25 protein-coding genes are annotated in these 24005 nt (G+C 44.6%); 8 read left to right on the top strand and 17 right to left on the bottom strand.

Features of this window, described 5'->3' with window-relative positions; all coding sequences use genetic code 11:
* Positions 1–98 precede the first annotated feature (98 nt).
* From ACP2WE_RS14650 to ACP2WE_RS14595, 12 genes are all read right to left on the bottom strand, one after another.
* Positions 99–1643 (bottom strand): GMC oxidoreductase, encoded by a 1545-nt coding sequence (locus ACP2WE_RS14650; RefSeq protein ID WP_425216290.1) that lies wholly within the window; start codon positions 1641–1643, stop codon positions 99–101.
* 88 nt (positions 1644–1731) lie between these two features.
* Positions 1732–2250 (bottom strand): DoxX family protein, encoded by a 519-nt coding sequence (locus ACP2WE_RS14645; protein ID WP_425216289.1) that lies wholly within the window; start codon positions 2248–2250, stop codon positions 1732–1734.
* A 50-nt stretch (positions 2251–2300) separates the two neighbouring features.
* Complete coding sequence (locus tag ACP2WE_RS14640) at positions 2301–3770, bottom strand: NAD(P)/FAD-dependent oxidoreductase (protein WP_425216288.1); 1470 nt, start codon at positions 3768–3770, stop codon at positions 2301–2303.
* A 47-nt stretch (positions 3771–3817) separates the two neighbouring features.
* Positions 3818–4372, bottom strand: a complete 555-nt coding sequence (locus tag ACP2WE_RS14635) for an SRPBCC family protein (protein WP_425216287.1) — start codon at positions 4370–4372, stop codon at positions 3818–3820.
* A 217-nt stretch (positions 4373–4589) separates the two neighbouring features.
* Complete coding sequence (locus ACP2WE_RS14630) at positions 4590–5066, bottom strand: DM13 domain-containing protein (RefSeq protein WP_425216286.1); 477 nt, start codon at positions 5064–5066, stop codon at positions 4590–4592.
* Positions 5067–5237: 171 nt separating this feature from the next.
* Positions 5238–6032: an MIP/aquaporin family protein gene (locus ACP2WE_RS14625; protein ID WP_425216285.1), complete on the bottom strand. Its 795-nt coding sequence runs from the start codon at positions 6030–6032 to the stop codon at positions 5238–5240.
* Positions 6032–6835, bottom strand: a complete 804-nt coding sequence (locus tag ACP2WE_RS14620; protein WP_425216385.1) for an SDR family NAD(P)-dependent oxidoreductase — start codon at positions 6833–6835, stop codon at positions 6032–6034. The genes ACP2WE_RS14625 and ACP2WE_RS14620 overlap by 1 nt, the downstream gene beginning before the upstream one ends.
* A gap of 211 nt (positions 6836–7046) precedes the next feature.
* On the bottom strand, positions 7047–7793 hold the full coding sequence (locus ACP2WE_RS14615) for a DevA family ABC transporter ATP-binding protein (protein WP_425216284.1): 747 nt from the start codon (positions 7791–7793) through the stop codon (positions 7047–7049).
* 45 nt (positions 7794–7838) lie between these two features.
* The gene (gene devC, locus ACP2WE_RS14610) at positions 7839–9005 is read right to left on the bottom strand and encodes an ABC transporter permease DevC (RefSeq protein WP_425216283.1); all 1167 of its coding nucleotides are present in this window, start codon (positions 9003–9005) and stop codon (positions 7839–7841) included.
* The gene (locus tag ACP2WE_RS14605) at positions 8995–9153 is read right to left on the bottom strand and encodes a hypothetical protein (protein WP_425216282.1); all 159 of its coding nucleotides are present in this window, start codon (positions 9151–9153) and stop codon (positions 8995–8997) included. The genes devC and ACP2WE_RS14605 overlap by 11 nt, the downstream gene beginning before the upstream one ends.
* A 35-nt stretch (positions 9154–9188) precedes the next feature.
* Complete coding sequence (locus ACP2WE_RS14600) at positions 9189–10382, bottom strand: ABC exporter membrane fusion protein (protein WP_425216281.1); 1194 nt, start codon at positions 10380–10382, stop codon at positions 9189–9191.
* Between the two features lie 10 nt (positions 10383–10392).
* Positions 10393–10965: a TetR/AcrR family transcriptional regulator gene (locus ACP2WE_RS14595; RefSeq protein ID WP_425216280.1), complete on the bottom strand. Its 573-nt coding sequence runs from the start codon at positions 10963–10965 to the stop codon at positions 10393–10395.
* Between the two features lie 212 nt (positions 10966–11177).
* Here ACP2WE_RS14595 and ACP2WE_RS14590 point away from each other — a divergent pair, with 212 nt between their 5' ends.
* Positions 11178–11453 carry a hypothetical protein gene (locus ACP2WE_RS14590; protein ID WP_425216279.1) on the top strand — a complete coding sequence of 92 codons (276 nt, stop codon included), beginning with the start codon at positions 11178–11180 and terminating at the stop codon, positions 11451–11453.
* A 144-nt stretch (positions 11454–11597) separates the two neighbouring features.
* Here the strand turns inward: ACP2WE_RS14590 and ACP2WE_RS14585 are convergent, their stop codons facing one another.
* The 4 genes from ACP2WE_RS14585 to ACP2WE_RS14570 form a co-directional block, all read right to left on the bottom strand.
* On the bottom strand, positions 11598–12905 hold the full coding sequence (locus tag ACP2WE_RS14585; protein WP_425216278.1) for a 2Fe-2S iron-sulfur cluster-binding protein: 1308 nt from the start codon (positions 12903–12905) through the stop codon (positions 11598–11600).
* 141 nt (positions 12906–13046) lie between these two features.
* Positions 13047–13925, bottom strand: a complete 879-nt coding sequence (locus tag ACP2WE_RS14580; protein WP_425216277.1) for a hypothetical protein — start codon at positions 13923–13925, stop codon at positions 13047–13049.
* Between the two features lie 46 nt (positions 13926–13971).
* Entirely contained in the window at positions 13972–15006 is a 1035-nt protein-coding gene (gene egtD / locus ACP2WE_RS14575; protein ID WP_425216276.1) for an L-histidine N(alpha)-methyltransferase, read from the bottom strand.
* A 296-nt stretch (positions 15007–15302) separates the two neighbouring features.
* Positions 15303–16946 carry an ATP-binding protein gene (locus ACP2WE_RS14570; RefSeq protein WP_425216275.1) on the bottom strand — a complete coding sequence of 548 codons (1644 nt, stop codon included), beginning with the start codon at positions 16944–16946 and terminating at the stop codon, positions 15303–15305.
* A gap of 432 nt (positions 16947–17378) precedes the next feature.
* On the opposite strand from ACP2WE_RS14570, the gene ACP2WE_RS14565 reads away from it, so the two are divergent.
* The 3 genes from ACP2WE_RS14565 to ACP2WE_RS14555 all read left to right on the top strand — a co-directional run bounded on the left by ACP2WE_RS14565 (position 17379) and on the right by ACP2WE_RS14555 (position 19435).
* Entirely contained in the window at positions 17379–18143 is a 765-nt protein-coding gene (locus ACP2WE_RS14565; RefSeq protein WP_425216274.1) for a sensor histidine kinase, read from the top strand.
* A gap of 90 nt (positions 18144–18233) precedes the next feature.
* Positions 18234–18914 (top strand): response regulator transcription factor, encoded by a 681-nt coding sequence (locus ACP2WE_RS14560; RefSeq protein WP_425216273.1) that lies wholly within the window; start codon positions 18234–18236, stop codon positions 18912–18914.
* 215 nt (positions 18915–19129) lie between these two features.
* Positions 19130–19435: a DUF1830 domain-containing protein gene (locus ACP2WE_RS14555; RefSeq protein ID WP_425216272.1), complete on the top strand. Its 306-nt coding sequence runs from the start codon at positions 19130–19132 to the stop codon at positions 19433–19435.
* Between the two features lie 339 nt (positions 19436–19774).
* On the opposite strand, the gene ACP2WE_RS14550 is transcribed toward ACP2WE_RS14555, so the two are convergent.
* Entirely contained in the window at positions 19775–19915 is a 141-nt protein-coding gene (locus tag ACP2WE_RS14550; protein ID WP_425216271.1) for a hypothetical protein, read from the bottom strand.
* Between the two features lie 229 nt (positions 19916–20144).
* Between ACP2WE_RS14550 and ACP2WE_RS14545 the strand changes: the two genes are divergently transcribed.
* The 4 genes from ACP2WE_RS14545 to ACP2WE_RS14530 all read left to right on the top strand — a co-directional run bounded on the left by ACP2WE_RS14545 (position 20145) and on the right by ACP2WE_RS14530 (position 23631).
* Positions 20145–21107, top strand: coding sequence for an orange carotenoid protein N-terminal domain-containing protein (locus tag ACP2WE_RS14545; RefSeq protein ID WP_425216270.1), 963 nt, complete (start codon positions 20145–20147; stop codon positions 21105–21107).
* 550 nt (positions 21108–21657) lie between these two features.
* The gene (crtW, locus tag ACP2WE_RS14540; RefSeq protein WP_425216269.1) at positions 21658–22461 is read left to right on the top strand and encodes a beta-carotene ketolase CrtW; all 804 of its coding nucleotides are present in this window, start codon (positions 21658–21660) and stop codon (positions 22459–22461) included.
* Between the two features lie 88 nt (positions 22462–22549).
* Positions 22550–23353: a transglutaminase domain-containing protein gene (locus tag ACP2WE_RS14535; RefSeq protein ID WP_425216268.1), complete on the top strand. Its 804-nt coding sequence runs from the start codon at positions 22550–22552 to the stop codon at positions 23351–23353.
* A 152-nt stretch (positions 23354–23505) separates the two neighbouring features.
* On the top strand, positions 23506–23631 hold the full coding sequence (locus tag ACP2WE_RS14530; RefSeq protein WP_330483535.1) for a hypothetical protein: 126 nt from the start codon (positions 23506–23508) through the stop codon (positions 23629–23631).
* The last annotated feature ends 374 nt before the right edge of the window (positions 23632–24005 follow it).

Below are 24005 nucleotides of genomic sequence, written 5' to 3'. Positions count from 1 at the left end.
ATCGCTCGCCATCCTGAGAACCCTCTGAAGCAAAAGCGAGAGATGATTAAACTCTCGCCAAAAAACCTGATGCGAACATGAGAACTTGCTGAGAGAATTTATCCCATGCGGTCGATTAAGCGATCGCCTACCCGTAGAGCATTAGCAATAATCGTCAAGGTGGGATTCACAGCAGCGCTAGAAGGGAAGAAAGCCCCATCAACCACATAGAGGTTATCAACATCGTGGGTGCGACAGTCAAGATCCAAAACGGAATTGGCTGGGTCTTCGCCAAAGCGGCAAGTACCATTCTGATGCGCTACCGCTTGAATCGCTAGCTTTTTACGAAAATAGAGCGAACAGGGCAAGATCGCATCGCCACAGTTGATCGATTTCAGTACCTTTGTCCAACGGGCTAACAAGCGATCGAAAGCCTCCGTATTATTTTCGGTATAGCTGAGATGTACGGCACCATTCTTAAATGTGACGCGATTGTTGGGATCGGGCAAATCCTCCGCTGTCACAAACCAGTCTACGGAATGTTTGGCAATCTCATCCAATGCCATGCCGGGCGCAAATTTTGGTGCATCGGTCGCAACGATATCCTTATTCACCTTACCCAATAGCTGTATCAATCCCATCGGATAGTCAAAGCCGGGTTCGCCCCAGTAAAAATCGTTAATCGCCAAGGTTTTTTGAAATTCCGTTGGATTCGGCTTCGGTGTCAGCCCAATCACCGCACCATGCTGATGCTTCATGAAATTCCTTCCCACCTGATCGGAGCTATTCGCTAGACCATTGGGATGCTTCTCGTTGGCAGAACGCAGCAGCAGCACGGCAGAATTAATTGCGCCACAGGAGACCACCACGATATCGCTAGAGAAACTCATGATTTCGCCCTTGTGCCGCACTTCCACACTGGTAACTTCTCGACCCGATGGACTAGTGTGCAGGCGCAGCACCTCTGCTTCAGCAAGTAGTGTGACATTTTCTTTGGCGATCGCAGGACGCACGCAGTTAATATCCGAGTCTCCCTTGCCATTCACCAAACAGGGAAATCCATCGCAGGTATTGCAGCGAATGCAAGCTCCGAGTCGGCGATCGACCTCATTCAGCTTAATCGCTAAAGGCAGGTTAAAAGGGTGCAATCCTTTTTTTTGCAGATCGTCGTGTATTTCCTGAATCCGAGGCTCGTGGGAGACGGGTGCGAATGGATAGGGATCGTTTGTGGGTGGCTCGGTGGGGTCTTGTCCTCTCTGTCCGTGAACTTCATAAAGCTTTTCAGCTTCCGTATAGTAAGGCTCGAAGTCTTGATACTTCAACGGCCAAGATGGAGAAATACCACCTTTATGCACGACGCGATCGAAGTCTCGCTCTCTGAGGCGGAACAACGCCCCGCCATAGACTTTGGTGTTGCCGCCCACCCAGTAGCCCGTACCTGGGTGAAATTTGCTGCGATCGCTGTCGTCATGCCAAACTTCAGGGGTATGGTAGCGATCTTTGTGATAGACCTCGACAGTATCCCAGTTCGCTTTTTCTTGGGGTAAAAACGCACCTCGTTCTAGAATCAGGATTTTCTTACCTGTTGGTGCCAAACGATATGCGAGCGTTCCACCACCCGCACCCGTTCCAATAATGATCGCATCGTAGTGTTCGGTAGACATAGTTTTTTAGTTGTCAGTTGTCAGTGGTTGGTTAAGTGGCTGGTAGATTTTAGCTGTCCATCTGGATACCGATTATCGATTTCCCTGTTTAATTAATTGCCGATAGCTGTCTTTGTTTTTCTGCGATTTTGCGTGCCTGAGCTTTTTTAGTTTCGACATCATAGGCAACACAGAGCCAAACCAATGTCATAAATAGAATGTTTTTATTAAAGCTCTCAGCTCCATTGGGGAAGAGACTCCCAGCGGGGATAATGCCAAATGCCAAGACGATACTGGCTGTCATCAAGATCAGGAGCAATCCCGTCCATCTGATCCAGAAGCCAAAGGCGAATAACAGTCCTAAGACGATCTCGGCTCCTGGGAGCAGCCATGCATAGGGAATGGCGATAAATTCTGGTAATGGGCCTATACCTTGCCAGCCTGCGGGAAATGGACCCCATAGTTGCAGCTTTACTGTAGTCACCGTCTGATAAAATCCATTGGGAACGCTAAAGTTTAGGTAATTGGCGATTCCAGAAAGTAAGAAGAATATGCCTAAGATAATGCGATTAGCCACGATCGCTTGCTTGAGCGAAAGTTTGTGAAATGGGATCAGTTTGCTTAACATGACTGCGTTCTCCTTTTGAAGTATGGGTTCAAATTGGTTGATTAAGCGAATTAAGAGTTGGAATTGTTAGGTGGAGCAAGCCGATCGAGTAATGTGGGAATGCCCGACCAGTGGAAGTTTTGATGAAACTGTTGGGGATTGGCGGCGCGTAATGTTAGCGGTAGGGCAAGAATTAACCCTGCGGCGATCGCGGCAATGCCTGGGAAAATTGCATCTGTGCTGATTGGCTTATCGTCGATTTCAATTTCAGGTTCGCCCTCGATCGAAACCTGTGGCTGATGGCGCTGGAAAATTTCATCAGTCAACCATTCTGTTGTAACTTTCAGGTTATGAACGGGTGTGGGTAGGAGTTCCAAATAGGTAGCTTCGCGAACTAGGTGACCAGATTTGCCTTTGATTTCCACGCGATCGAAAAGATTGGCAACGCTTTTGCCCAAGCCCAATTTCATCAATGTACCGCGCATGGCAATATGGGCAGGTTTGGGCATTCCACCTTTTGCTAGAGCCATGAGATTTGATGCGATCGCTGTTCCCTGCTGATAGGCAACCTGAGCTGTTGCGGGTTGCGGATCGTCCTTGACAAAGGCACAATCACCACCCACAAATACATTTGGAAACCCCATAAGCTGAAGCGAAGATCTCACTTGCAGTCGTCCGCGTCGATCTCGCTGTTCGGGTGGAATTGGCAAATCTTTGAGCAGTGGATTGGGTTCGCTTCCCGCCGTCCAAGCGATCGTTTTGGCTGGCAAAAACTTGACTTGCTCTTGCTGCTTGTATTCCACGCCTTCGGGTGTAATTGCCGTTACTGCTGCACCCAAGATCGAATCCACTGGAATTGCACATTCTTTTAGAGCAGCTTTGGCGGTATCGCGCAGGCGACTGTTAACATCCCCTTTGAGAATCTCATCGCTGCGATTGATTAGGACAATACGCGCCTCTTTAGGATTTGCGCCAGCTTCGGCACACCAGATTGGCATGAGATCGCCTAAAGTACAGGCGAGTTCCACACCTGCTGGGCCCGCTCCGATCGCAACTACGGTCAAAAGCTGTCGTCGTTCGATTGCATCTTTGGATTGTGCGGCACGATTGATATTCTCTTTGATGCGATGGCTGAGCGAAAATACTTCTTCTTCCGAGGTGAAAGGAAAAGCATTTTCCTGCGCTCCGGGGGTATGAAAATAGGTGGTCTTTCCACCGAGAGCGAGGACGAGATTTGCATAAAAAAAGGTTTTGCCAGATTCTAAGGTCACATGACGTTTATGCAGATCGATCGTCTGGATATTTCCTTGGATGAAAACGACCTCACTCCCTGCCAAAAGTTCGGTATAGTGGGGACAGATGCGATCGACGGGCATTTCGCCGCTGAGTAACTCGTATAGTAGGGGTTTAAAGTTGAAATTTCGATGGCGATCGATCAGAATAATCGGATGGGGATAGTTTTGGCGGCTGAGATGAAGGGCTGTAAAGAGTCCAACAAAACCTCCGCCAAGGATTACTGTAGGTTGATTTGCCTGATTCATAGATGACCTCACAGGAAAAGGGGTAATTAGAGGTTAGGGAATGGAATTCAGCAGGCTTTTCTGCCAAATAGCGTATCTAGCCTGCGCTCGATCGCTAACAGATTTAAGGGAAGATCGTGGCGCAGTTGTTTTTCTAAAATCGCGATCGGCATCGTGAGTTTGGGTTGTACCTGTACGGCATAATAGAGGTCGGTCTTTGTGCCGCATTTATAGGGACTAGCATCGAGTTCGCATCTCCCAGAAAATGCTTTAAAATCGCCTTCAATCATCTGGAAATCAATCTGATGGGGAAATTTTTCCATCATTTCTAAAACGACTCGGATCGTGAGACGAATATTTAAGAGCGATGCCGCACCGATTTGCTCGATCCGATTTGTGGAATTTGATTCTTCCAACCGTCTGCTTGCAACCAAATTTGGGATAAATTCGGGCATAGCTTCATAATCGGTGAGAACATGCCAAACCTGTTCGATTGGATAGGGAACTTGAATCGTAGCAATAATGCGATGCTGGTTGCCTTCCGCCTTTTCAGACCTGACACTTACGGCTTCCAACCGATCTGGATCGGCGATCGCTTCACAAGAACTCAAACAAAAAGTCATAGGTTTTATTGGCTACAGGATATAAGTAGATTTCCTTGATAGATCTAGCCCCCTAAATCCCCCAATTCTGGGGGACTTTGAAAGATTCGAATTTTCTTGTCCCTGCAGAATTGGGGGCTAGGAGGCAAAAAGCTGTTAATTTAGTTAGGTTTGACGACATGTGTGTACGCGGCAGCGGAGAATCTGGAAGTTCTCCTTATTGAGCCGTGAATCAAAATCAACCAAGTTTGGCGTAACCAAAGGTGGCATTAAATTTGCGACACCAAATAGCAGCGGAGCCAAAATCCTTGACATTGACGTTACTGGCTATTTCGTAGCGTTGTGCGCCGCTGAACTTTTGCAGTTTGCCCAAAATCACGTAATCGCTCTCTTTAATCCCAGATTCTGGCGGGTTGGCAGTGCGATAAAGAATGACTTGCAGATCGGGCCCCTGGTCGGAGGTTTTAAAATTCTCGGCGACCTCTAAATAGTTTTTGCCATTTTCAGTAATTATGCGAACGCCTCCTTGGGTGGGTTGTTCGGCTTTGACAAAAGAACCAGTACTTAAAATATTCGATGGTTGTGATTTTGGAGAAGCAGCAACACTAGGTTCCTGCTGAACGGCAACTGGAGGCTGAGGTGTAGAGCAGGCTGCGATCGCGCCAACAGCCAGTAGAGATGTCAAAGAAAGTGCAAAGAATTGAGTCGGTTTCATAGCTTTTTCCTCGAATTAAGCGAACTTGAAATGTTTGATGCGTTTAACTTGAACTAAGAGCATTATGAATCTGGACTGTAGAGCGAGAGTGAATTCGCTCTGAGTAGTCTGTGAAGTATGCTGATTTTGCCAAGAATATTTACTCAGATCCCGCTCAGCAAAAACTCAGGCTCAGAGTTTGCACTGCTGACAGCAAAGGGGACTAATACAGGGCGTGGAACCATTGGGGCAGAGTTTGCAACACAGCTCAGAATTGCGCTTCTTTTTACCCAAGCGTAGATAAGCCTCGGCAGCAAGCAACATTCCCAAGGGTGGGGCGGTGAAATAAATCCAAATGCTCTGCCAAATCTGTGCAGAAAAAGCAGAACCTAGCGTGCGTGCGGGATTCATACTCATGCCTGAGATTGGTGCTTCGAGCGTAATATAGGTCGCAACTAGAATCCCAGCAAACAATCCTGTGAATTGAGACAGATTCGCGCGATTGGATACCTGCAATACCATCGTCATCAGACAGAAGGATATGACAAATTCCGCTAAGAATGCCACCAAATCCCCTGCCGATCCCGGCGTTGTCACCACATAGTTAATCGCTGGATCGGCGATCGCTTTCCCAATCAAAATGCCAGCTAGCCATATGCCCGTTATGCCACCCATGAACTGTGCCAGAACATAACAGCCAGCATCCCAAGTGGTGATTTTTTTGAGTCGCCAAAATGTCAGGGTTACGGATGGGTTGATATGCGCTCCAGATCGCTTGCCCCAAGGAGAATAGATCAGCGCGATCGCGGTCAGTCCCATGGCGATGCCAATCAAAAAGCGACGTAAGAGTGGATCGGCGATCGCTTGCCGTAAAGGAGAACTCGGCAGTTCCACAAAAGCAACCACCGATGACGCTGAAATCATAAATAAGCCTAAACTAGCTGCTTCAATCAGATATTCTTGCCAATGGAGAGGTTGCGCTTTCATTACTGCTCCTGATAGTTCCACAGTAGACCGCCATCCACCACAAAGGTGGAGCCTGTAATATAGCCAGCATCTTCGGAAGCCAAGAAAGCTACCATCGAAGCCACATCATCGGGCTGTCCTAGACGACCTAAGGGAATATTCTTTAATAAGGGCAGAAGTTTCTCTGGATCGTTGAGCAGCTTTTTGTTGATCGGCGTCTCGATCGCTCCAGGAGCAACGTTGTTAATCGTAATCCCATAGGATCCAAGTTCAACCGCAAGGTTCCGCGTCATCATCTTCAATGCGCCTTTACTAGCGCAGTAGGCGGTGAAGTGAGGGAAAGGCAATTCTTCATGGACGGAACTAATGTTAATAATCCGTCCTTGCTTTTTTTCTTGAAGTAAATACTTCACAAAGGCTTGGGTAGCAAAAAAGACACCTTTGAAGTTCACATTCATCACCGCTTCATAATCTGCTTCCGTTACGTCCCAAAAGTCCGCATGTTTCTCAATGCCCGCATTGTTCACGAGAATGTCCAGCCGACCGAAATGCTCGATGCTTTGCGAGATCAGGTGACGTACATCGTCTAACATGCCCAAATCGGCTCCAATGCTGTAACCGCGATCGTTATCGCAAAAGCCCTCTGCCATGTGACAATTGCCGCCTTCTGCTTTGACTTTCGATAAGGTCTCTTCAGCACCTTCTGGGTTTGAACGATAATTAACCACGACACTAGCCCCTTCTTTGGCAAGGCGAATTGCGATACCCTGACCGATACCACCGCTACTACCCGTTACCAGTGCTACTTTTCCTTCCAGTTTCATGACCTTTTCCTCAAGAATTGTTTTAGGGTCAGTCGTCATGCGATCGAGCTAACTTGAGAGAATTGTGGTTCGAGAAACGGAAATAGAGGTTATAGCTTCCTAAGGAGTTAGCTGAAGTATCCTGATAGATTTATAAATCTTCTTTAATTTGTGACTCAGGAAATACTCATAATCGCTCGTCTGAATGGAACTGCCCCCATACCATGAAAAATCAGTTCTCTTGCAACTTTCCATCTTCCATATAGATAATCCGATCGGCAATATCAAGAATGCGATTGTCATGGGTAACTAATAGAATTGCACAGCCCTGTTCTTTTGCGAGTTTTTGCACGATCTCAACCACATCACGTCCAGACTTTTTATCGAGTGCCGCAGTCGGCTCATCGGCTAAAACTATTTGGGGTTGCATGACTAAAGCCCTTGCGATCGCGACCCGCTGCTTTTGTCCCCCAGACAGACTATCTGAATAGTAGTCAACGCGATCTTTCAAGCCCACATACTCTAAAATTTGGACTGCAAGGGCATCCATATCGAGATCGAGCATGCGATCGTGTAATTCGATCGCCATTCGCACATTTTGTTTTGCGGTCAAAAAGGTCATCAAATTGTGGGACTGAAAAATAAAACCAATTTGGCGACGCACCTCCACAAGTTTTTGTTTTGAAGCGTTACACATTTCCCAACCTAAGATTTTGAGACTACCTTCCTGTACCGTTCGTAAACCACCCATTAAACTCAGTAACGTAGTTTTGCCAGAACCAGAGGGCCCAGTCATAATCACAATTTCGCCTTTAGCAATATCCAGATTAATATCAAACAGAACTTGTTTGCGAAGCTCCAAATGCTCTAACTGCCCAAAATAGTGATTGAGATTGCGAATGGAAATTATTGAGTCGCCAGAAATCAGTTCGGTGTCTGAGTTGTGCGAAAAAGATTGAATCTGGGAGTCTTGAAACATAAATAAGAATTAGATATGAAATCTCAACAGGGTTCAAAGGAAGGGTTAGAAAACATCTGCAGGATCGGCAGATCGAAGTTTTCGCATTGAAATTACGCCTGAAATACTGCACATCAAAATTGTCATAACCAACACTGTAATCGCCCGTTCGCTGGTCATCGAAATTGGCAAGAGCGTAGCAAAATAGGCAACCTGATAGAGCCCGAACGAGAGAATGAAGCCCGGGATGTAGCCCAATACAGCAAGGAGTAAAGCTTCTTGCATGAGGACAGCGAGTAAATAGCGATCGCTGTAGCCCATCGCTTTTAAGGTGGCATATTCAGGCAAGTGATCCGATACATCGGCATAGAGGATTTGATAGACGATCACAATACCCACGATAAAACCTACGATTACCCCTAAACCAAAAATAAAGCCGATTCCCGTTCCATTTGACCAGTATTCTTTTTCGATTTGAGCAAATCCTTCAAGGGTCAGAACTTTGATGTCTGAGGGAAGTCCTTTAATTAATTGCGATCGCATTTTTTCGGGATCCACACCACTTTTGAGCCTGATTAAGCCCACCTCGATCTGGTCAGGTTGGCGAGTTGGAAATAACTGCAAAAAAGTAGAGTCGCTGGCAATTACATTGCCATCGGCTGCAAAGGAAGCCCCATTGGTAAATAAACCCTTAACAGTGATGACCTTGTTATTGAGTTCTGTCTCTAGACCGCCCTTTCGATCGAATATTGTCCCGATCTCTCCGTATTCAGGACGGCTGGCGCGATCGAAGAGAACATGATTTAGCTGTTTCAGTTCATTGAGATTTTGATTGACTTCTTCAAACTTGAACGCAGGTTTAGTTGGATCGATTCCCCAAATCAAAATGGCTCGACTCAGCCTTGTCTCGGGATTTTGCCATTGACCAGTATTAATATATACAGGACTTACCGACTCGACACCTTCATAGCTTAAGGTTTGGTAGAGGCGATCGCGTGAGAAACTTTTCACGGAAAACAGCGTTTGAAACTGAGGATTAATCAAAACGATATCAGCTTGCAGATTGCGATGGGGTTTAATCGCTGCGTCATAGAGCGCTCCTTCAAATCCCATTTGAATAAATATGAGCAGGGTTGCAAACGTAATACCTGCGATCGCTACAAGTAGGCGAGTTTTCTCTCTTTTGACCTGCATCCATGCTAGAGGAGTTCGTTTTAAGAGTTTACGCAGCATCTTTCCCTCTTTTTTGAGACAGGTATTCAACTAGAATTTCAATGGGTTTAAACATCGCAATTGTAAATAGCACGTTAATTACATCAGGATCGTAGGCAATGAAATATTCGATATCTTCGCCACAGCTCCAAGCCCAAGAGATCGCCATGAGCATTTCCGAATTGAACAATATAGAGCTTTTCATCATTTTTCTAGATCGATGGCAACTTGAACTTGGAGATTGGTAAATTTTTCTACCCGTTTGCTATCTTTGGCTGTTAAGCGAATTTTGACCTCCACCACGCGGCGATCGAGATTCTCGCCAGGTTGATTGCTAAACACGTTTTGGCGCAGAACCTGTAAGCCCACTTGAACCACAGTTCCCTTGACTTCGTCCACAAATGCCTGACTGGAAATCTTGGCAGTTTGTCCAACTTGGATTTTGTTGACATCGGTTTGATATACCTCCGCGATCGCAACCATTTGAGCCGTTTGACCAAAATCTGCGATTCCCTGCGAACTCACCTTCTCGCCAACGCGAGTATAAATTTTGAGGATCTGACCCGCAAATGGAGCGCGAATATAAGCCTGTTGGAGTTCGGTTTTTGTCCGTTTAACCGCAGCGATCGCATTGTCAATTTCGGCTTGAGCAACCTGAATGTCCACAGGACGAACTTCCGCAATACGAGAAAGATTGGCTTCAGCTTCGTCGATCTGCGATCGCAAGGTGTCAGAGGTTCTGGTTCTAGACGATCGCGTCTCGCGCAGTCTTGCCTCTGCGGTTTCCATCGTTAAACGTTTGCTATCAAGGAGTGATTGGGAAATTCCACCTTCGCGATAGAGTTGCTGGTATCGATTTAACTCAGTCTGAGCGTTATTAAACTCTGCTTCGACCCTTGCGATCGCGGCAGTTTGGGTTGACATCTCTCCCTGTAATTCGGCTTGAATGCGCCGAATGGTAGCCGACTGCGCTTGAATCTCGCCAGACTTTGCGCCTGCTTGCACCTGTGCTAAACGTGCCTCTGCGATCGACACTCTTTTCTGTGCTTCCTCAAAAGTCGCTTGCAGGCGATCGCGACTATCTAAAACGGCAATGATTTGCCCCTTTTCCAGTCGGTCGCCCTGTTTTACTTGCAGTTCGGCGATGCGATCGCCATCTAAAATGACTGGCACTCCAAGTTTAACGATTTCGGTTTCAGGTTCGAGTCTTCCTAAAGCCGTAACTTTCTTTGTCGTAACTGTTGTGTTATCTGGCTGAGATAAGTTTCTAGCGCCAACCTGCCCAAATTGAGACAAAACATAAGTAACAATCCCTCCTGTCATCAAAATGCCCAATCCGATCGCGGCGATCGTCCAACGGTTGAGAAACTTATATTTTGAGAATATTTGAAAGTTCATCTTTGTTGTCTCAATTTATCGATGCCAATTCACAAGTCATCCAACGCTTTAGCAAAGAGGTCCGTTCGCTAAATGAAGCGCATTTCCCTTCATAGAGCTTTCCGAATAATAATCCATCAAAAAATGTCAGCATGAAATCAATCATTGCCATGTCAGAGATCTCTAGATATTCAGCGATCGCCTGTCGGTTTTTTTCCCATACATCTTGCAAAATTTGCATATCTAGGACTCCATTCAGTCGCTGATGTTGATAGAAGTCCATAAACAATAGATTTTGCTTAAAGAAATAGTCTTGGTATTTCTCCACATGATCAATCAATGCTCCAATGCGTTGCTTGAGGGTTAGATCTGGAGGGACTTCTGCGAAAAAGAGTGAAATATCTCGCTGGGTGATTTCTTCAACCAACTGCAAAAACAGAGATTCTTTACTGGGAAAATAATGATAGAGGGTTCCAGTAGATACAGCCAAACCTTTGGCAATTTCTCGCATGGTAATTTCGCTATAGCTTTTCTCGGCAAGCAGATCGAAGCTTTTATGCAAAAGCTGTTTGCGATATTGCTCGCGATCGATAATTTTGGGCATTTAAGCCAAGCCATCCAAATGATTTATATCGAACAATCGATATATTAACATGCGGTTTTTTAATTTTTCAATAGGCGTTACACATTTAATCTAGAGTTGGGGATGCTGGGGTAAAGTCCTCCATTTGCTGCTTGAGCCTCGCTTCTTCACGCACTATTATGTTTTTCATGCGTATCCTATAAATTTAAGTATTGTGTCTTTGGTGATTGGCTATGGGAAAAAAACGATCGCTTTTAGGGTTGAGTGTAGGATTGATGGTTCTGTGCTTGTCTGGAGTCCAGCAAGCGATCTCCGAAACAATCTCGCTGCGATCGGGAAACGTGCAGGCAAAGCTTTCCTATCAAGCAGATGGTCGCCATCCCAAAAATCTGAAACTCAAGATTTCTAGAAATGAGGAGGTGGTTTATAACCAATCTCTACCTGTGGGTGAGTATGATCGCTTGTTAATTAACCCACAAAGCAAGCAAAGCGTGTTGCAAGTTAGTTGATGTCTTCACCATTCTCTAAAAGTATAGATGCGATCGAAAATTGTTCGTGTTTCTGCCAAAGCCACAAGACCGAGACTAGTCTGTCTAAATTTCTCCCAAATAAAAAGTTGTCTGGGAGGGCGATTATGGCAATTCTCAATATTTTTAGAGATCGAGAACAATCTTTGCCGTTTTGGGTTTTGAGATGCAAATGAGCACGGAACCCTCGTCTATAGTTGCAGTTGGGGTCTCCAGATAGGTTACTTCCCCTTCCAGTAATTTGCACATGCAAGTACCGCAGACTCCTGCGCGACAACTGTAGTCAGGGTTTAGATCGTTCTCTTCGGCAAAATCGAGAAGGGAAACACTGTTAGGGTTCCATGTAACACTTTTTTCGGACTTAGCAAACTCGACTTTAGATTCTCCAGTTATGTCTGCTTTCGCCGACTCAATAACCTTATCGGCTTGCACAGTCTCTTTACGCTCTTTGCTGAAGGACTCAAAGAAGACTCGGCTCTCAGGGATGCCTCTTGCCATAAATCCTTCTCTTAAAGATTTCATAAACGCAGGAGAACCACAGAGAAAATATTCGGCTTCTTGTTGCACGAGTTGCTCCACCAAGGCAGCATCCGTATAGCCCGTACTTTGATAGTGACCTTCATCTTCGGGGCTAGGTTGACTGTAGCAATAATGCAAATGCAAATTGGGATTTTTCTGGGCAACTGCCAACATCTCATCGCGGAAGGCGTGAAATTTGCCTGACCTTGCGCCATGCAGAAACCAAACTTGCCGATCGCGGTTTAAAAGGGTAACAGCCTTAGCCATCGCAATCATGGGGGTAATGCCGACGCCATTACTAATCAGGACAGCAGGGAGAGACTTTTTCGGATCTAGGACAAACTTACCACTAGGCGGTTTCGCGGGAATAATCGAGCCTACCTCAATGCGATCGTGCATAAAGTTAGAGGCAACACCCGGAGGGAGATCTCGATCCTTGGGAGCACCTTCGCGCTTAATCGATAAGCGATAGTATTCATGGTTGTAGTCAGAGAGAGAATAGGTGCGAACGATCGGTCTTTTTTGTTCTGGAATATCTAGCTTAATCGTCAAAAACTGCCCTGGTTGATAATTGGGAAGTTCGCCACGATCTTCTGGTTTCAGGTAAAAAGAAGTAATTTCTTCGCTTTCTTTGACTTTTCTGACTACTTTGAGATTCTGCCAATCTTTCCAAGTCGTTTCTGCATTAAGTTCTGTTTCAGTGGACTTTTTCACCTCTTTATATTTGAGGCTTAAGCCTAGCGCACCTCCCACGATCGCAGCGGCTAGAGATGAATATAGAACGGTTTTGTAGCCTGTTTCGTGATTTGATTTGGTGACAGCGATCGCTATAGTGCCACCGATCGTAACAATAGAAAGTGCTGTAAATGCGGCTGTAACAGTTCTGAGTAATGGATTTTTGATTGCTACCAACACTTTTGCCTCGCGCTCGTTTCAGATGTTTATGCTTTCAGACCAGTGAGGTCTTTCCATAGCATCTTTCCATATTGGCTGAGTTGGAAAATGAAGATTCGCTAAGAAGTTACTTAAATATCTTTAACGATCGCTCTAAACCGATTAATTCAAATCCTGACGGGAATCCGCGATCGCTTTCAATCCAGCTTCAACACAAAGGCGATCGACAACTTCAGTCAAGCCAAATACCTTTGCCCAATGGTAAATATAAGCAAAATCGAGGTTATCCGCTTGAATTTTCAAAATGCCTAAAACATCACGTAACTGCTTTTCAGACTGCTGCCAGCTTAGTTTACTAACGATTAAATCTTCAGGAGAAGCCAGATCGATTTCAATACCACTTTCTAGAGGATAAGATTGCCGCCGCGTAAATTTCAACTGCTCGTAGTCATTCCTTACCGCAACAATCAAATCGGCACGAGAGATCGATTCAATATGAGTGATTTGTAAGGTCTTCATTTGCTCTGTAATCACTTGCTCTAGCCCAGCCACATAAAATCCTTGTTGTTCCAGTAGGTCTGATAGGCGAACGATCTGCTCTGTTGAAATCTCAATGACAATGTCTAAATCTTGGGTAGTACGAATTTCTCCATAGGCGATCGCGGCAACACCACCCGTAACATAGTAAGGGATAGATAGCTGTTTAAAAATGGAGTCTAGCTGCCCTGCCAATTGAATCGAGTCCTGAATCCAAGTCATTTCCGAACCTTGGGGAATATATGTAGATGGACAGTTTGGCAGCCATGCCTCTGCTAGTTTGCGGCTAAATTGAGTAAAAGATAAATGGGCAAATTGGCGGCGGAAACCTGCGATCGCGAACTTACGAGCACTACGGTTTAGTTGCGCTCCCATTTGTAAATGTTCCTGCACGGTCTTTTGTCGGAGCAGCGCGAAACATAGGAGGTCTGTCTCTATGGTTGTATCGATCGCTTGGGGGCGATATCCTTTTGTCGCAGTTAGTTTGGAGATTTCTACAACCATGACCATTGATCGCGTTATCGAATCCCTTAATTATAGCACCCTCATTCTATCGTAAGGGTAATATCTGACAAAGTACCAAGCCATACCAATGGTTTGGGTCAGTCCAAGACCTAATATGACGGAAGCCTTTGCTTTCCAAATCGCGAGCGAGATGCTTTAGATTAAACTTGCGCGAAATCTCCGTGAGCATGGTCTCATCTGCCTCTAGATCAATCGATAAATCGAGCGATCGCAAGTCCACCCTCTGCTGCCCAAGACTGCGAAGATGCATTTCAATTTGATGCTGCTCCTGATTGTAAAATGCCACATGCTCAAACCGATCGAGGTCGAAATCACCTTCAAACTTGTCATTGAGATGGCGTAAAAGATTGAGATTAAACGCAGCAGTTACACCCAGACTATCGTTGTATGCAGCCTCTAATACTGACTTTGGCTTTTGCAGATCGACACCCAACAACAAATATTCCCCTGCTTGTAGCACCCCAGCAAGGCGATCGCAGAAAACATCGCATTCATCAGGACTAAAATTACCCAACGTACTGCCCAAAAAGCACAACAATCTGGTGGGTAGGTGAGGTTGCGGTAAATGCTGAAGTCCTAATTCGTAAGTTCCCACAAAGCCATCGATCGCCAACGTAGGATAATCAGACAATAAAGCGATCGCGCTGTTCGAGAGAATGCTACTGCTAATATCGATGGGAACGTACTTTAAACGATCGCCGCGATCGCGATAAGCATCTAGCAAAATTCGAGTTTTTGTCGAACTCCCACTGCCTAGTTCTATTAACTCGCATTCCCCAGTAATTGCCACAATTTCAGCAGCATAGCTTTGCAAAATCGCCGCTTCAGTCCGCGTAGGATAGTATTCGTCGAGATCGCAGATCTGCTCGAATAATTCCGAACCCAATTGATCGTAAAAATATTTGGAAGGGATAGATTTAGGCGATTCCCTCAATCCTTTTACAACATCTATACCTGAATCATGATGAATGTCTTTCGGAGCGATTAAGTGCTTTAGACTCAGGCGAGATTGCCCACTACTCAAACGTACTGCGCTCGTTCTGCGATCGGAAATAGTCATTCGTTCTCTCAATTGGGTTGTTGTTTGATGTTGGAAGTCCTAGCTAAAGTGAGTTTAGGTTAAGGATGTTTCTAGCAAAGAAACTACTTTAATCCAGTAACTCGGACTTACCCCCTTTAAGGGCGAAAACTAGAAATCTTGTTCTAGGGGGAAGTCAATTCGTATCTNNTACAAGGGGAGGGCTAGGGTGGGGTAAATTCTAAATGAGAAATCGTCTAAACTTAATAATCGCCAGCCTCGCTAAGGTGGATATGAAGTTGATTTAAGAATCTCCCAATATATCCATGAAAGAATAATTATTTTGCACTCAGCGTTCTCTCATAATTTATCGGCAAGCGCACATCAACGATCGCGCCGCCTGTGGTCCCCGGCTCTAGCTTAAAACTCCCCCCGTGAGCCTCTACAATCTTTTTGACAATCGCCAGACCCAAACCATTGCCCGAGGGTTTCGTCGTAAAAAATGGTTCCGTCAGTTTTGCTAGAATTTCAGGGTGAATGCGATCGCCCCCATTACAAATTTGAATCAAGACTTCGCTGCGGATATCGTCACAACGGACATGCATGAAAACAGAGTCCCCTACCGCAACAGCTTCACAGGCATTTTGCAATAAATTAATCAAAACCTGCTTAAACTTGTCGCGATCCACAGACACGTAGATAGGAACGGATAGTGGATAAAATTCAATCTGTCTTTCGGCAACGATCGGGCTACTAGCGATATTCTTAACTATCTCTGCGATTTCATCATTTAACTCTACGGACTCAGAAAGCAAAACCTCACGTTTCGCAAACAGCAAAATTTCATTTAATAAACGTTTCAGCCGTTCTGCTTCCTCCAAAGATAAATCCAAACGTTTACGCGCACCATCAGATAATTCTAATCGCTGAAAATAAGTCAAACCCATCAACACAGTTGTTAGCGGATTGCGAACTTCATGCACGATTGTTGCCGCCAACCCACCTAATTCTGACAGCCGTTGCATTGCCTGTAGCGTTTTTTCTTGTTCCTGCTTGCGCTCCGTAATATCCTCCGCAATCCCTGCAATTCGGTAGACTTGACCTAAATTATCTACAATCGGAAACGAGCGATCGCGAATTATCCTCACTTGACCATCGGGTCGGATAATTCGATATTCAAGATCGAATTTTTGGGTATCAAAGCGATCGAAAGCAGCGTATACCTGTTCTCGGTCTTCAGAATGGATCGTATTTTTCCAAGCATGGCGATCGCGATACCAAAGTTCGCTAGATATCCCAAATATCTTTTCAAAGGGCGGACTAATATAGAGAGGGATGCCATCATGGGAATACATCCACACGACGGGTTCCAAATTTTCCGCAATCTGGCGCAGTTGCTCTTCTCTCTCCCGCAGCGCTTGTTCTACTGCCTTGCGTTCCTCAATTTCCTGTTGCAGTTTCTGATTGAGTTCCTGCTGCTGTTGATAAAGATTATAGTTATCGATCGCCGTTGCCGCTCTTTCGGCAAAAACCTCAACTAGACGAATTTCTTCTAGAGTGAATTTTCTGGGTTGTTGATGAAAGGAACAAATTGTACCGATTACGCTTCCTGTTGGTAAACGCAAAGGCACACCGAGATAGGATTGATAGCCCTCCGGTGGTTCTCCATATTCCTTGTTTAGGTCAGTATTCTCTACCGCCAGACAATGTCCGCTCTCAACAACCTGCCCTGTCAATGTGCCATGCAGCTCATAAACTGCGTTCGCGGCTTCGCCAATGTCGATAGAACTGGCAAGTACGCGTTCGAGACCGTCTTGGCATAGTGTTACCACCGACCAATCTAGCCCGACAAGCTCGCTGACACTCTTGGCGGTTGATTCCAAGTAAGCACTTAACTCACCCGCACGATAACTGAGTGCAGAGAGCACTTCCATCGTGCGTTGAATTTTACCTGCTTGTGTAAAGTCTAGATGCGAAATCATTAGATTTTTTGAGGTTACAAAGCACGCCGTTACGATCTTAACGCGAACTGGATTTCCGATTTTCCCTTTGCCAGCTAACTTATACAGACATAGCTAAGTTTGATGAACCTCTCCCTCCCAGCCTCCCTCTCCTAAAAGGCGAGGGAGGAGCAAGAAAATAAGGCTTTCAAGCCCCTCTCCTACGAGGAGAGGGGTTGGGGAGAGGTCAAATTCTAGGAAAATCAAACTCACGTAGACATAGGTCTTATTATCCTGAACTCAGGTTACCTTATATGAAGATTCGCTGAATATACCCTAAGAATTTCTTTAGCGAGAATTAAGATTTCCTTAGGGAAATGCTTAAAGTTAAATCATGTTAAACCCGCAAAGATCGTTAATATAGATATAACTACGATTTCCGCTTGACTAGAACCTTACTAAATCTAAAAACTGTTGCCATTTCTTCAAACCACAAAAACCAGAATATCTATTCCTTTAGAACCGCCCATAGCACAAGCCAAAGAGATGGAATTACAGCAAAAGCACCTAATTAGTAACATCTCTCACGAGTTACGCACGCCGCTGACGTTAATCTATGGCTATATGCAAAGCGTGCTGCGGCGGGGAGATAACTTGACCGCTCAACAGCAAGAAGCCTTAAAAATTGCGATCGCGGAAATGGAGCAAACCATCGGGCTACTCAAGAAAATGCTGGATGCCGCTCGTGCCAGTGATGGAATCGAGCCACCTCATATGGAAGCTTTATTGGTAAAAGCAGAAGTGGATAAAGCCATAAAAACAATTCAGACACAGCATACACGCACCATCCAAATTCAACCAGAATCGCTGCTGGAATTCGAGGCGATCGCGGCCGATCGCTATCAATTACAGCAGATATTAATTGAGCTGATGGAAAATGCGATTCGATATTCCCCGCCAGATACGCCGATTGTCATAAAGTTAAATAAAATTGCCGATCGCATGGCGATTGGTATTTGCGACCAAGGCTGTGGTATTCCTGATGAGGAACATAGTCAAATTTTTGAGCTGTTTTATCGCGTCGATCGCTCCCGCGCTCGAACAACGGGTGGTGCGGGCATCGGCTTAGCGATCGCTAAGGAGTTAACCGAAGCCATGGGCGGTACGATTGGCTTACAGTCACAACAGGGTAAAGGCAGCACGTTCACGGTTATGTTTCCGATCTCGTCCGCTTCATAAACACCGCTTTTTCTGGGCAAGTCAATGTTTGAATTCAATTTTTAAGTCCAGTTTTTAAATTCAATTGTTAGATATAGTCAGGATAAAACGATGGCAACTCAAATTTTATTAATCGAAGATGAAATAAAACTTGCTCAATTTGTAGAAATGGAATTGAGTTGCGAAGGTTACCAAGTCAGCATGGCGAATGACGGATTGACTGGCTTAACCCTAGCGCGACAAATTTCTCCCGATTTGGTGATTTTAGACTGGATGATGCCAGGATTGTCGGGGATTGAAATTTGCCGACGATTGCGATCGACGGGGATTAAAGTACCGATTCTTTTGGTAACGGCAAAGGATGAAATTAGCGATCGCGTGATGGGGCTTGATGCTGGTGCAGATGACTATATCATCAAGCCTTTTAGCATTGAGGAACTGCTAGCGAGAATTCGTTCTCACCTGCGCCGCACTAAGGAAGAGAATACAGATACGTTACAGTTTGAAGATCTGAGCTTAAATCGTCTCACACGCGAAGTCAAGCGGACAGGACAATTCATCGAGCTTACCGTGAGAGAATTTGAACTCTTAGAATATTTGATGGCGAATCCCCAACAGGTCTTAACCCGCGATCGCATTTTAGAGAAGGTCTGGGGGTATGACTTTGGCGGTGATTCCAATGTCATTGAGGTCTATGTTCGCACCCTGCGACTCAAACTCGAAGAGCATAATCCCAAGCGGTTGATTCAAACCATTCGCGGCGTTGGGTATGTGATGCGATCGAGTAAATGAGAACAGAAAACCAACAATCTGATTGTACCTATCATAATCGGCTCGACTGTTAGTCAAGCAACCTCCTATCTGGAATCTTGTAAAGTTTGAATGCATTTTGATACAAGTTATGCACTTCAAACATTTGTATAAACACGATCTCAAACATCCCTGTGCCACAGTCTTTAAATTCAAAACATTTCATCACTCATCTGATTTGATTTGGACTTAAAAATATGACTTATTTACTTTCTCTCATAGGAACTGAATCATCTATTGACAGATCGAAGCACTTCCTATGCTATTACATCAATAACGCTATGAATATTCAAATTGTTCGAGTAATCAGTGAGGCAAAGTGCCTTTTCGATCGCGTGGTTTTCTCAAGAGAAAGCATTTTATTTACAGCATTACCAGAATCATATTTAGAAATCCATTCACCCCTAATCGATGGGATCAGACTAAGCAGAGTTGACTGTAGGCTGTTGCATGTGAATGAAGTGAATGATCTTGCTAAATCTTTTGCTAAAGTTCCTAACTAGACTCCGATCGGAAGCTAGGAGTAAAATCCTGAGAAGAGGATGCTGCCGTTCGTAGAATTGTTGTTGCAATGGCAGGGGTTAATGAAGCGAAAGGGTAGCGATCTCTGCCCGACTGGATGCAGAAATATAGTAACGATTGAGCAAATAGAATATAGATCGAATATTTATATTTCTAATAGCTACAAATTTTAGAGTGTATGGCTTTGAGTAATTAACTGTTTTATTGGTCAATACATTTCTGATTTATATAGACTATGATGGAATTATAGGATTTATAAGAGGTTACCCATAAGCTACACTCAGATGGGAGGGAAAACCCTCAATGTGATGGTAATGAACTCATTCCCGCCGCAGTTCGAGCAAATATTTGCGAACCTTCTGACTATACCCTAAACCATAGGTCTCATCAATAACTACGCAATTGAGCCTGACATCTATATCCTCAGCAAGACAACAATAGCACCATTCCTTTCTAATCATAGGAGTTGCTCTACTTGTTGTCATACTTCTACAAATCACATTTTCTGTCAACTAAGTATAAATGTTGAATGCGATCGCTTGATAAGGTTCTCAGCTTATCCCAACATCAAGCTTCTAGAATCAGATCCATTCACAAACATAACGACTGTATCACCTTTTCTAGAGCATTCGTATCGACCCATATCGTCTGACTAATTTACCCTTATTCAAGTTTTGGAGCTTTTATCCCATGCCTTTTACCATCGAATCTGCACAGTCTATCTTTCCTGAGGTTCAGTCTGCTGCTGTCGTTCCTAAAACGATCGAACAATTTAACCAACTCAAAGCGGAAGATCAACTAGCATTAATCTGGTTTATCTTTACTGAAATGGGCAAAACGATTACGATTGCTGCTCCAGGTGCAGCCAGTATGGTTTTCGCCCAAGGAATGCTAGACCAAATCAAGAAAATGTCTCCCGTTGAGCAAACGCAGGTGATGTGCGATCTAGCAAACCATGCGGATACACCAATCTGCCGTTCCTATGGCTTCTTTAGCATGAATGTTAAGCTTGGTTTCTGGAATCAGCTCGGAGAATGGATGGAACAGGGGATTGTCGCTCCTATTCCTAAAGGCTATCAGCTTTCTCCTAAGGCAACTACTGTTTTACAATCCATCGAAAATGCCGAGCCAGGACAACAGATTACCATTCTTCGTAACACCGTGGTTAACATGGGGTTTGACTCGAAGGATCTATCCCACCCCGAAAATGTTGCCGACCCTGTCGTCGTTCCGACTGATATGGCAACTCGAACCCAAGCCAAAATCGAAGGTGTGACGAATACGACAATTCTCGGCTATATCGATCGCATGAATGCAAATGACTTTGAGGCGGCTGTGAATCTGTTCGCATCTAATGGTTCTCTGCAACCTCCTTTTCAAAAACCAATTGTTGGACATGAATTAATCCTTGCCTACATGCGAGCAGAATGCCAAGGGTTGAAGATGATGCCAGAGCAAGGTGTGATTGAGAAATTGGAAGAAGGCTATACCCCGATTAAAGTGACAGGTAAAGTTCAAACCCCTTGGTTTGGTAGTAGCGTGGGCATGAACATTGCATGGCGTTTTTTGCTCGATCCTGAAGGCAAAATTTTCTTTGTAGCGATCGATCTCTTGGCATCACCCAAGGAACTATTGAACCTAATACGCCCATAACTGCTTACGGACTCAATCGTTTGAGTTATTAGGTGATATCTAAGAAAATCCATACCAAATACTGTAGGGGCAATCCCACTGTGGTTGCCCTAGATACCACGGGGTGAGCGAAGGGGTGCTACTCCTACATCGGGTAATTTACTTGTTGGAAATCTCCTTAATCCATATTTGTTCTAAAAATGAATAAAAATGCCTACACTATATAATCCTGCGGTTTCTCAGGAACCTCGACGGAGCTTATCTAACAAGATTCCGTCTTCTATAGGAAGAGAATCTCTCTTTTTCTGACTGGAGAAAACTGGTAGATTCAAGACCGATGAAACGGATGAGTTTCAAGAGCGAAAAATGATGGAAGAGCTAGATGGTATTTTAGAGCCAGAAATTTATAATCTGGAAGATGAAGAAGAATCTTTCGATTCAGAGGAATAATCGTTCTCTTGACATCATTCTCGATCTCGCAGGGGCAATTCATGAATTGCCCCTGCGACGACAATCCAGGTGTAACGGAGTAAAAAATATAATGTCTCATAGAAGTTAAAGGAGAACTGTATTGGCTGAATTATCTACCACTACCCTTAACTTTTTAGAAATTAAGCAATTAACAAAGCCACAGGATAGCGTTTATAGCACTCTCGTTGCCTGCCTTATTATTAGCCTCTGGGGAATCAGTCTTGGGATTCTTCTAAGGCTTAATTTTTTTGATTTGGGCATATGGTTCGTCCTGAGTGCCTTACTTTGGCAAACTTTTCTATATACAGGATTATTTATTACCATCCATGATGCCATGCATGGTTCGGTGTGTCCGCAGCATCCTCAACTCAATGATTGGATTGGCTCATTGGCTGCCTTTTGCTATAGTTTTTTTTCCTATCAAGAACTTTTGCGAAAACACCAACTGCATCACCTTTATCCCGCCAGCGATCGCGACCCAGATTTTCACGATGGTCAGCATAAGCGTCTCCTAGCTTGGTACTTGCACTTCATGAGCCATTATTGGAACTGGACTCAGTTGATGAAGGTTGCTGCTGTCTTTGTTATGCTTTGCTTGATTGTGAAGGTGTCCTATCTCAATTTGCTTCTCTTTTGGACAGTTCCACCGATTTTGAGTTCAATGCAACTCTTTTACTTTGGTACTTTCTTACCCCATCGAGAACCAGAGTCAGGCTATCAAAATTCACACCGATCGCAGACAAATGCATTGCCTGTTTTGTGGTCATTGATTGCTTGTTATCATTTTGGCTATCATCACGAACATCATGCATGTCCCTATATTCCTTGGTGGCGACTTCCAGATGTTCATAGAATATTTATCAAGCGAGTAGGAGCAATTCACGAATTGCCGAATTCTCAATAAATTGCCCGACTCTCAAATTGAAGCAGCAGTGTTTCGACAAGGCATTCGCTAGAATGGTATATTCTGCTTTTGCAAGTGTGGAGAACTTATGCGGTTGAATGTAGGATGCCGACTTTTATTTGAAGCGATCGCGCCTTCTCCTCTCATTCTCATGCTCCGACCCCTTAGTGGATTGGGGCAGCGAGTAGTGTCCGAAGAATATCGGTTTGAACCCAACGTTCCTGTAGTTGAGTATATCGATAGCTATGGCAACCTCTGTCAACGACTGTTAGTTCCTGAAGGCATATTTCAAGTAGACACCTCGGCAACGGTGGAAACAGCGGATGAAATTGATGTCGATCCTTGTGCAACTTTCGTTCTCGTGCAGGAATTACCAGATTACACCCTCCAATTTCTCCTACCCAGTCGCTACTGTCAATCGGATTTACTCGGTGGGTTAGCCAATGAGATTACTGCGGGTATTGAGTCTGCCTACGAGCAGGTGGAAGCGATTAGAAATTGGATTTACACCCACATTGAGTATCGTTATGAAACCAGCAACGCCTCCACATCAGCGATGGAAACCGTAGAAACCCGCGTGGGTGTATGTCGTGATTTTGTTCATTTAGGAATTGCACTATGCCGTAGTCTGACGATTCCAGCACGTATGGTAGTTGGCTATCTTTACGAACTCAAACCCATGGATCTCCATGCTTGGTTTGAAGCCTTTGTGGGCGATCGCTGGTATACCTTTGACGCCACGCAACCCAAACCTCGCGGGAACCGTGTCGCGATCGCCTATGGTCGAGATGCGGCAGATGTAGCTTTAGCAACTCAATTTGGGCTCTTAACCCTCACTAGCATGGGGGTATGGGTTCGCGCATCGGATTCTATAAGCGATCGGAATCGTTGATTACAAGCTATAATGACCATATACCAGCGACATCGCTACAAGGTGCGAGGTATCTAATATCGCTATGAAGCTTTGAGTCACTCTAGGCTACCGAGGCTTCTAACCCTACAGAATTGAGCCAAATTATAAAAATTTTGATTGGAGATATCGTTATGTCAAAGGAAAAAAAGGGCAATAAAGAATCTAAAAAGCCTAAAGCTACAAAAGAAGAGAAAAAGAATCGGAAAGCTGCTAAAAGAGAGGGCGGAACCACCACACTCTTCGATAAACCCCAGTAATTCTCTACTGCCGTCATTCTATTTCATTGGTCATCAGTAATTTTTAGTTGTTTTAAAATTCTGCTTCTCATTTAACGTGAGAGGTAGAGTTTTTTGTGCGCTTTACAAATAGAGATGCTTTTAGAAAACATTCAACTCATTGAACATCAGTTCGGGATAAAAAACCTGAAACGCTATATATCCCATAGGATCCCCCCCAGCCCCCCTTACAAAAGGGGGGAGATTCTTTTGCAAGGGGGATGCCCGATAGGGCAGGCAGGGCTGTTTCATTCTTGAGTAAATAGGAGAAAAGAAGTAAACCTAAAGGCAAAATGAGAGTATTTGCTTGATATTATGGCTTAAATGGCTAATTGCCTCCGTCAAAGCATCAAAAC

The organism is Tumidithrix helvetica PCC 7403 (assembly GCF_965232925.1).
Classification (GTDB): domain Bacteria; phylum Cyanobacteriota; class Cyanobacteriia; order Pseudanabaenales; family Pseudanabaenaceae; genus Tumidithrix; species Tumidithrix helvetica.
The sequence above is the reverse complement of the archived record's forward strand: the minus strand, read 5'-3'. Positions and strand labels throughout refer to the sequence as shown.

Excerpts from the sequence above, each read along its gene's own strand:
- ACP2WE_RS14650 (WP_425216290.1), bottom strand. The coding sequence starts at position 1,643 with ATGTCTACCGAACACTACGATGCGATCATTATTGGAACGGGTGCGGGT.
- ACP2WE_RS14645 (WP_425216289.1), bottom strand. The coding sequence starts at position 2,250 with ATGTTAAGCAAACTGATCCCATTTCACAAACTTTCGCTCAAGCAAGCG.
- ACP2WE_RS14640 (WP_425216288.1), bottom strand. The coding sequence starts at position 3,770 with ATGAATCAGGCAAATCAACCTACAGTAATCCTTGGCGGAGGTTTTGTT.
- ACP2WE_RS14635 (WP_425216287.1), bottom strand. The coding sequence starts at position 4,372 with ATGACTTTTTGTTTGAGTTCTTGTGAAGCGATCGCCGATCCAGATCGG.
- ACP2WE_RS14630 (WP_425216286.1), bottom strand. The coding sequence starts at position 5,066 with ATGAAACCGACTCAATTCTTTGCACTTTCTTTGACATCTCTACTGGCT.
- ACP2WE_RS14625 (WP_425216285.1), bottom strand. The coding sequence starts at position 6,032 with ATGAAAGCGCAACCTCTCCATTGGCAAGAATATCTGATTGAAGCAGCT.
- ACP2WE_RS14620 (WP_425216385.1), bottom strand. The coding sequence starts at position 6,835 with ATGAAACTGGAAGGAAAAGTAGCACTGGTAACGGGTAGTAGCGGTGGT.
- ACP2WE_RS14615 (WP_425216284.1), bottom strand. The coding sequence starts at position 7,793 with ATGTTTCAAGACTCCCAGATTCAATCTTTTTCGCACAACTCAGACACC.
- devC (WP_425216283.1), bottom strand. The coding sequence starts at position 9,005 with ATGCTGCGTAAACTCTTAAAACGAACTCCTCTAGCATGGATGCAGGTC.
- ACP2WE_RS14605 (WP_425216282.1), bottom strand. The coding sequence starts at position 9,153 with ATGGCGATCTCTTGGGCTTGGAGCTGTGGCGAAGATATCGAATATTTC.
- ACP2WE_RS14600 (WP_425216281.1), bottom strand. The coding sequence starts at position 10,382 with ATGAACTTTCAAATATTCTCAAAATATAAGTTTCTCAACCGTTGGACG.
- ACP2WE_RS14595 (WP_425216280.1), bottom strand. The coding sequence starts at position 10,965 with ATGCCCAAAATTATCGATCGCGAGCAATATCGCAAACAGCTTTTGCAT.
- ACP2WE_RS14590 (WP_425216279.1), top strand. The coding sequence starts at position 11,178 with ATGGGAAAAAAACGATCGCTTTTAGGGTTGAGTGTAGGATTGATGGTT.
- ACP2WE_RS14580 (WP_425216277.1), bottom strand. The coding sequence starts at position 13,925 with ATGGTTGTAGAAATCTCCAAACTAACTGCGACAAAAGGATATCGCCCC.
- egtD (WP_425216276.1), bottom strand. The coding sequence starts at position 15,006 with ATGACTATTTCCGATCGCAGAACGAGCGCAGTACGTTTGAGTAGTGGG.
- ACP2WE_RS14570 (WP_425216275.1), bottom strand. The coding sequence starts at position 16,946 with ATGATTTCGCATCTAGACTTTACACAAGCAGGTAAAATTCAACGCACG.
- ACP2WE_RS14560 (WP_425216273.1), top strand. The coding sequence starts at position 18,234 with ATGGCAACTCAAATTTTATTAATCGAAGATGAAATAAAACTTGCTCAA.
- ACP2WE_RS14555 (WP_425216272.1), top strand. The coding sequence starts at position 19,130 with ATGACTTATTTACTTTCTCTCATAGGAACTGAATCATCTATTGACAGA.
- ACP2WE_RS14550 (WP_425216271.1), bottom strand. The coding sequence starts at position 19,915 with ATGATTAGAAAGGAATGGTGCTATTGTTGTCTTGCTGAGGATATAGAT.
- ACP2WE_RS14545 (WP_425216270.1), top strand. The coding sequence starts at position 20,145 with ATGCCTTTTACCATCGAATCTGCACAGTCTATCTTTCCTGAGGTTCAG.
- ACP2WE_RS14535 (WP_425216268.1), top strand. The coding sequence starts at position 22,550 with ATGCGGTTGAATGTAGGATGCCGACTTTTATTTGAAGCGATCGCGCCT.
- ACP2WE_RS14530 (WP_330483535.1), top strand. The coding sequence starts at position 23,506 with ATGTCAAAGGAAAAAAAGGGCAATAAAGAATCTAAAAAGCCTAAAGCT.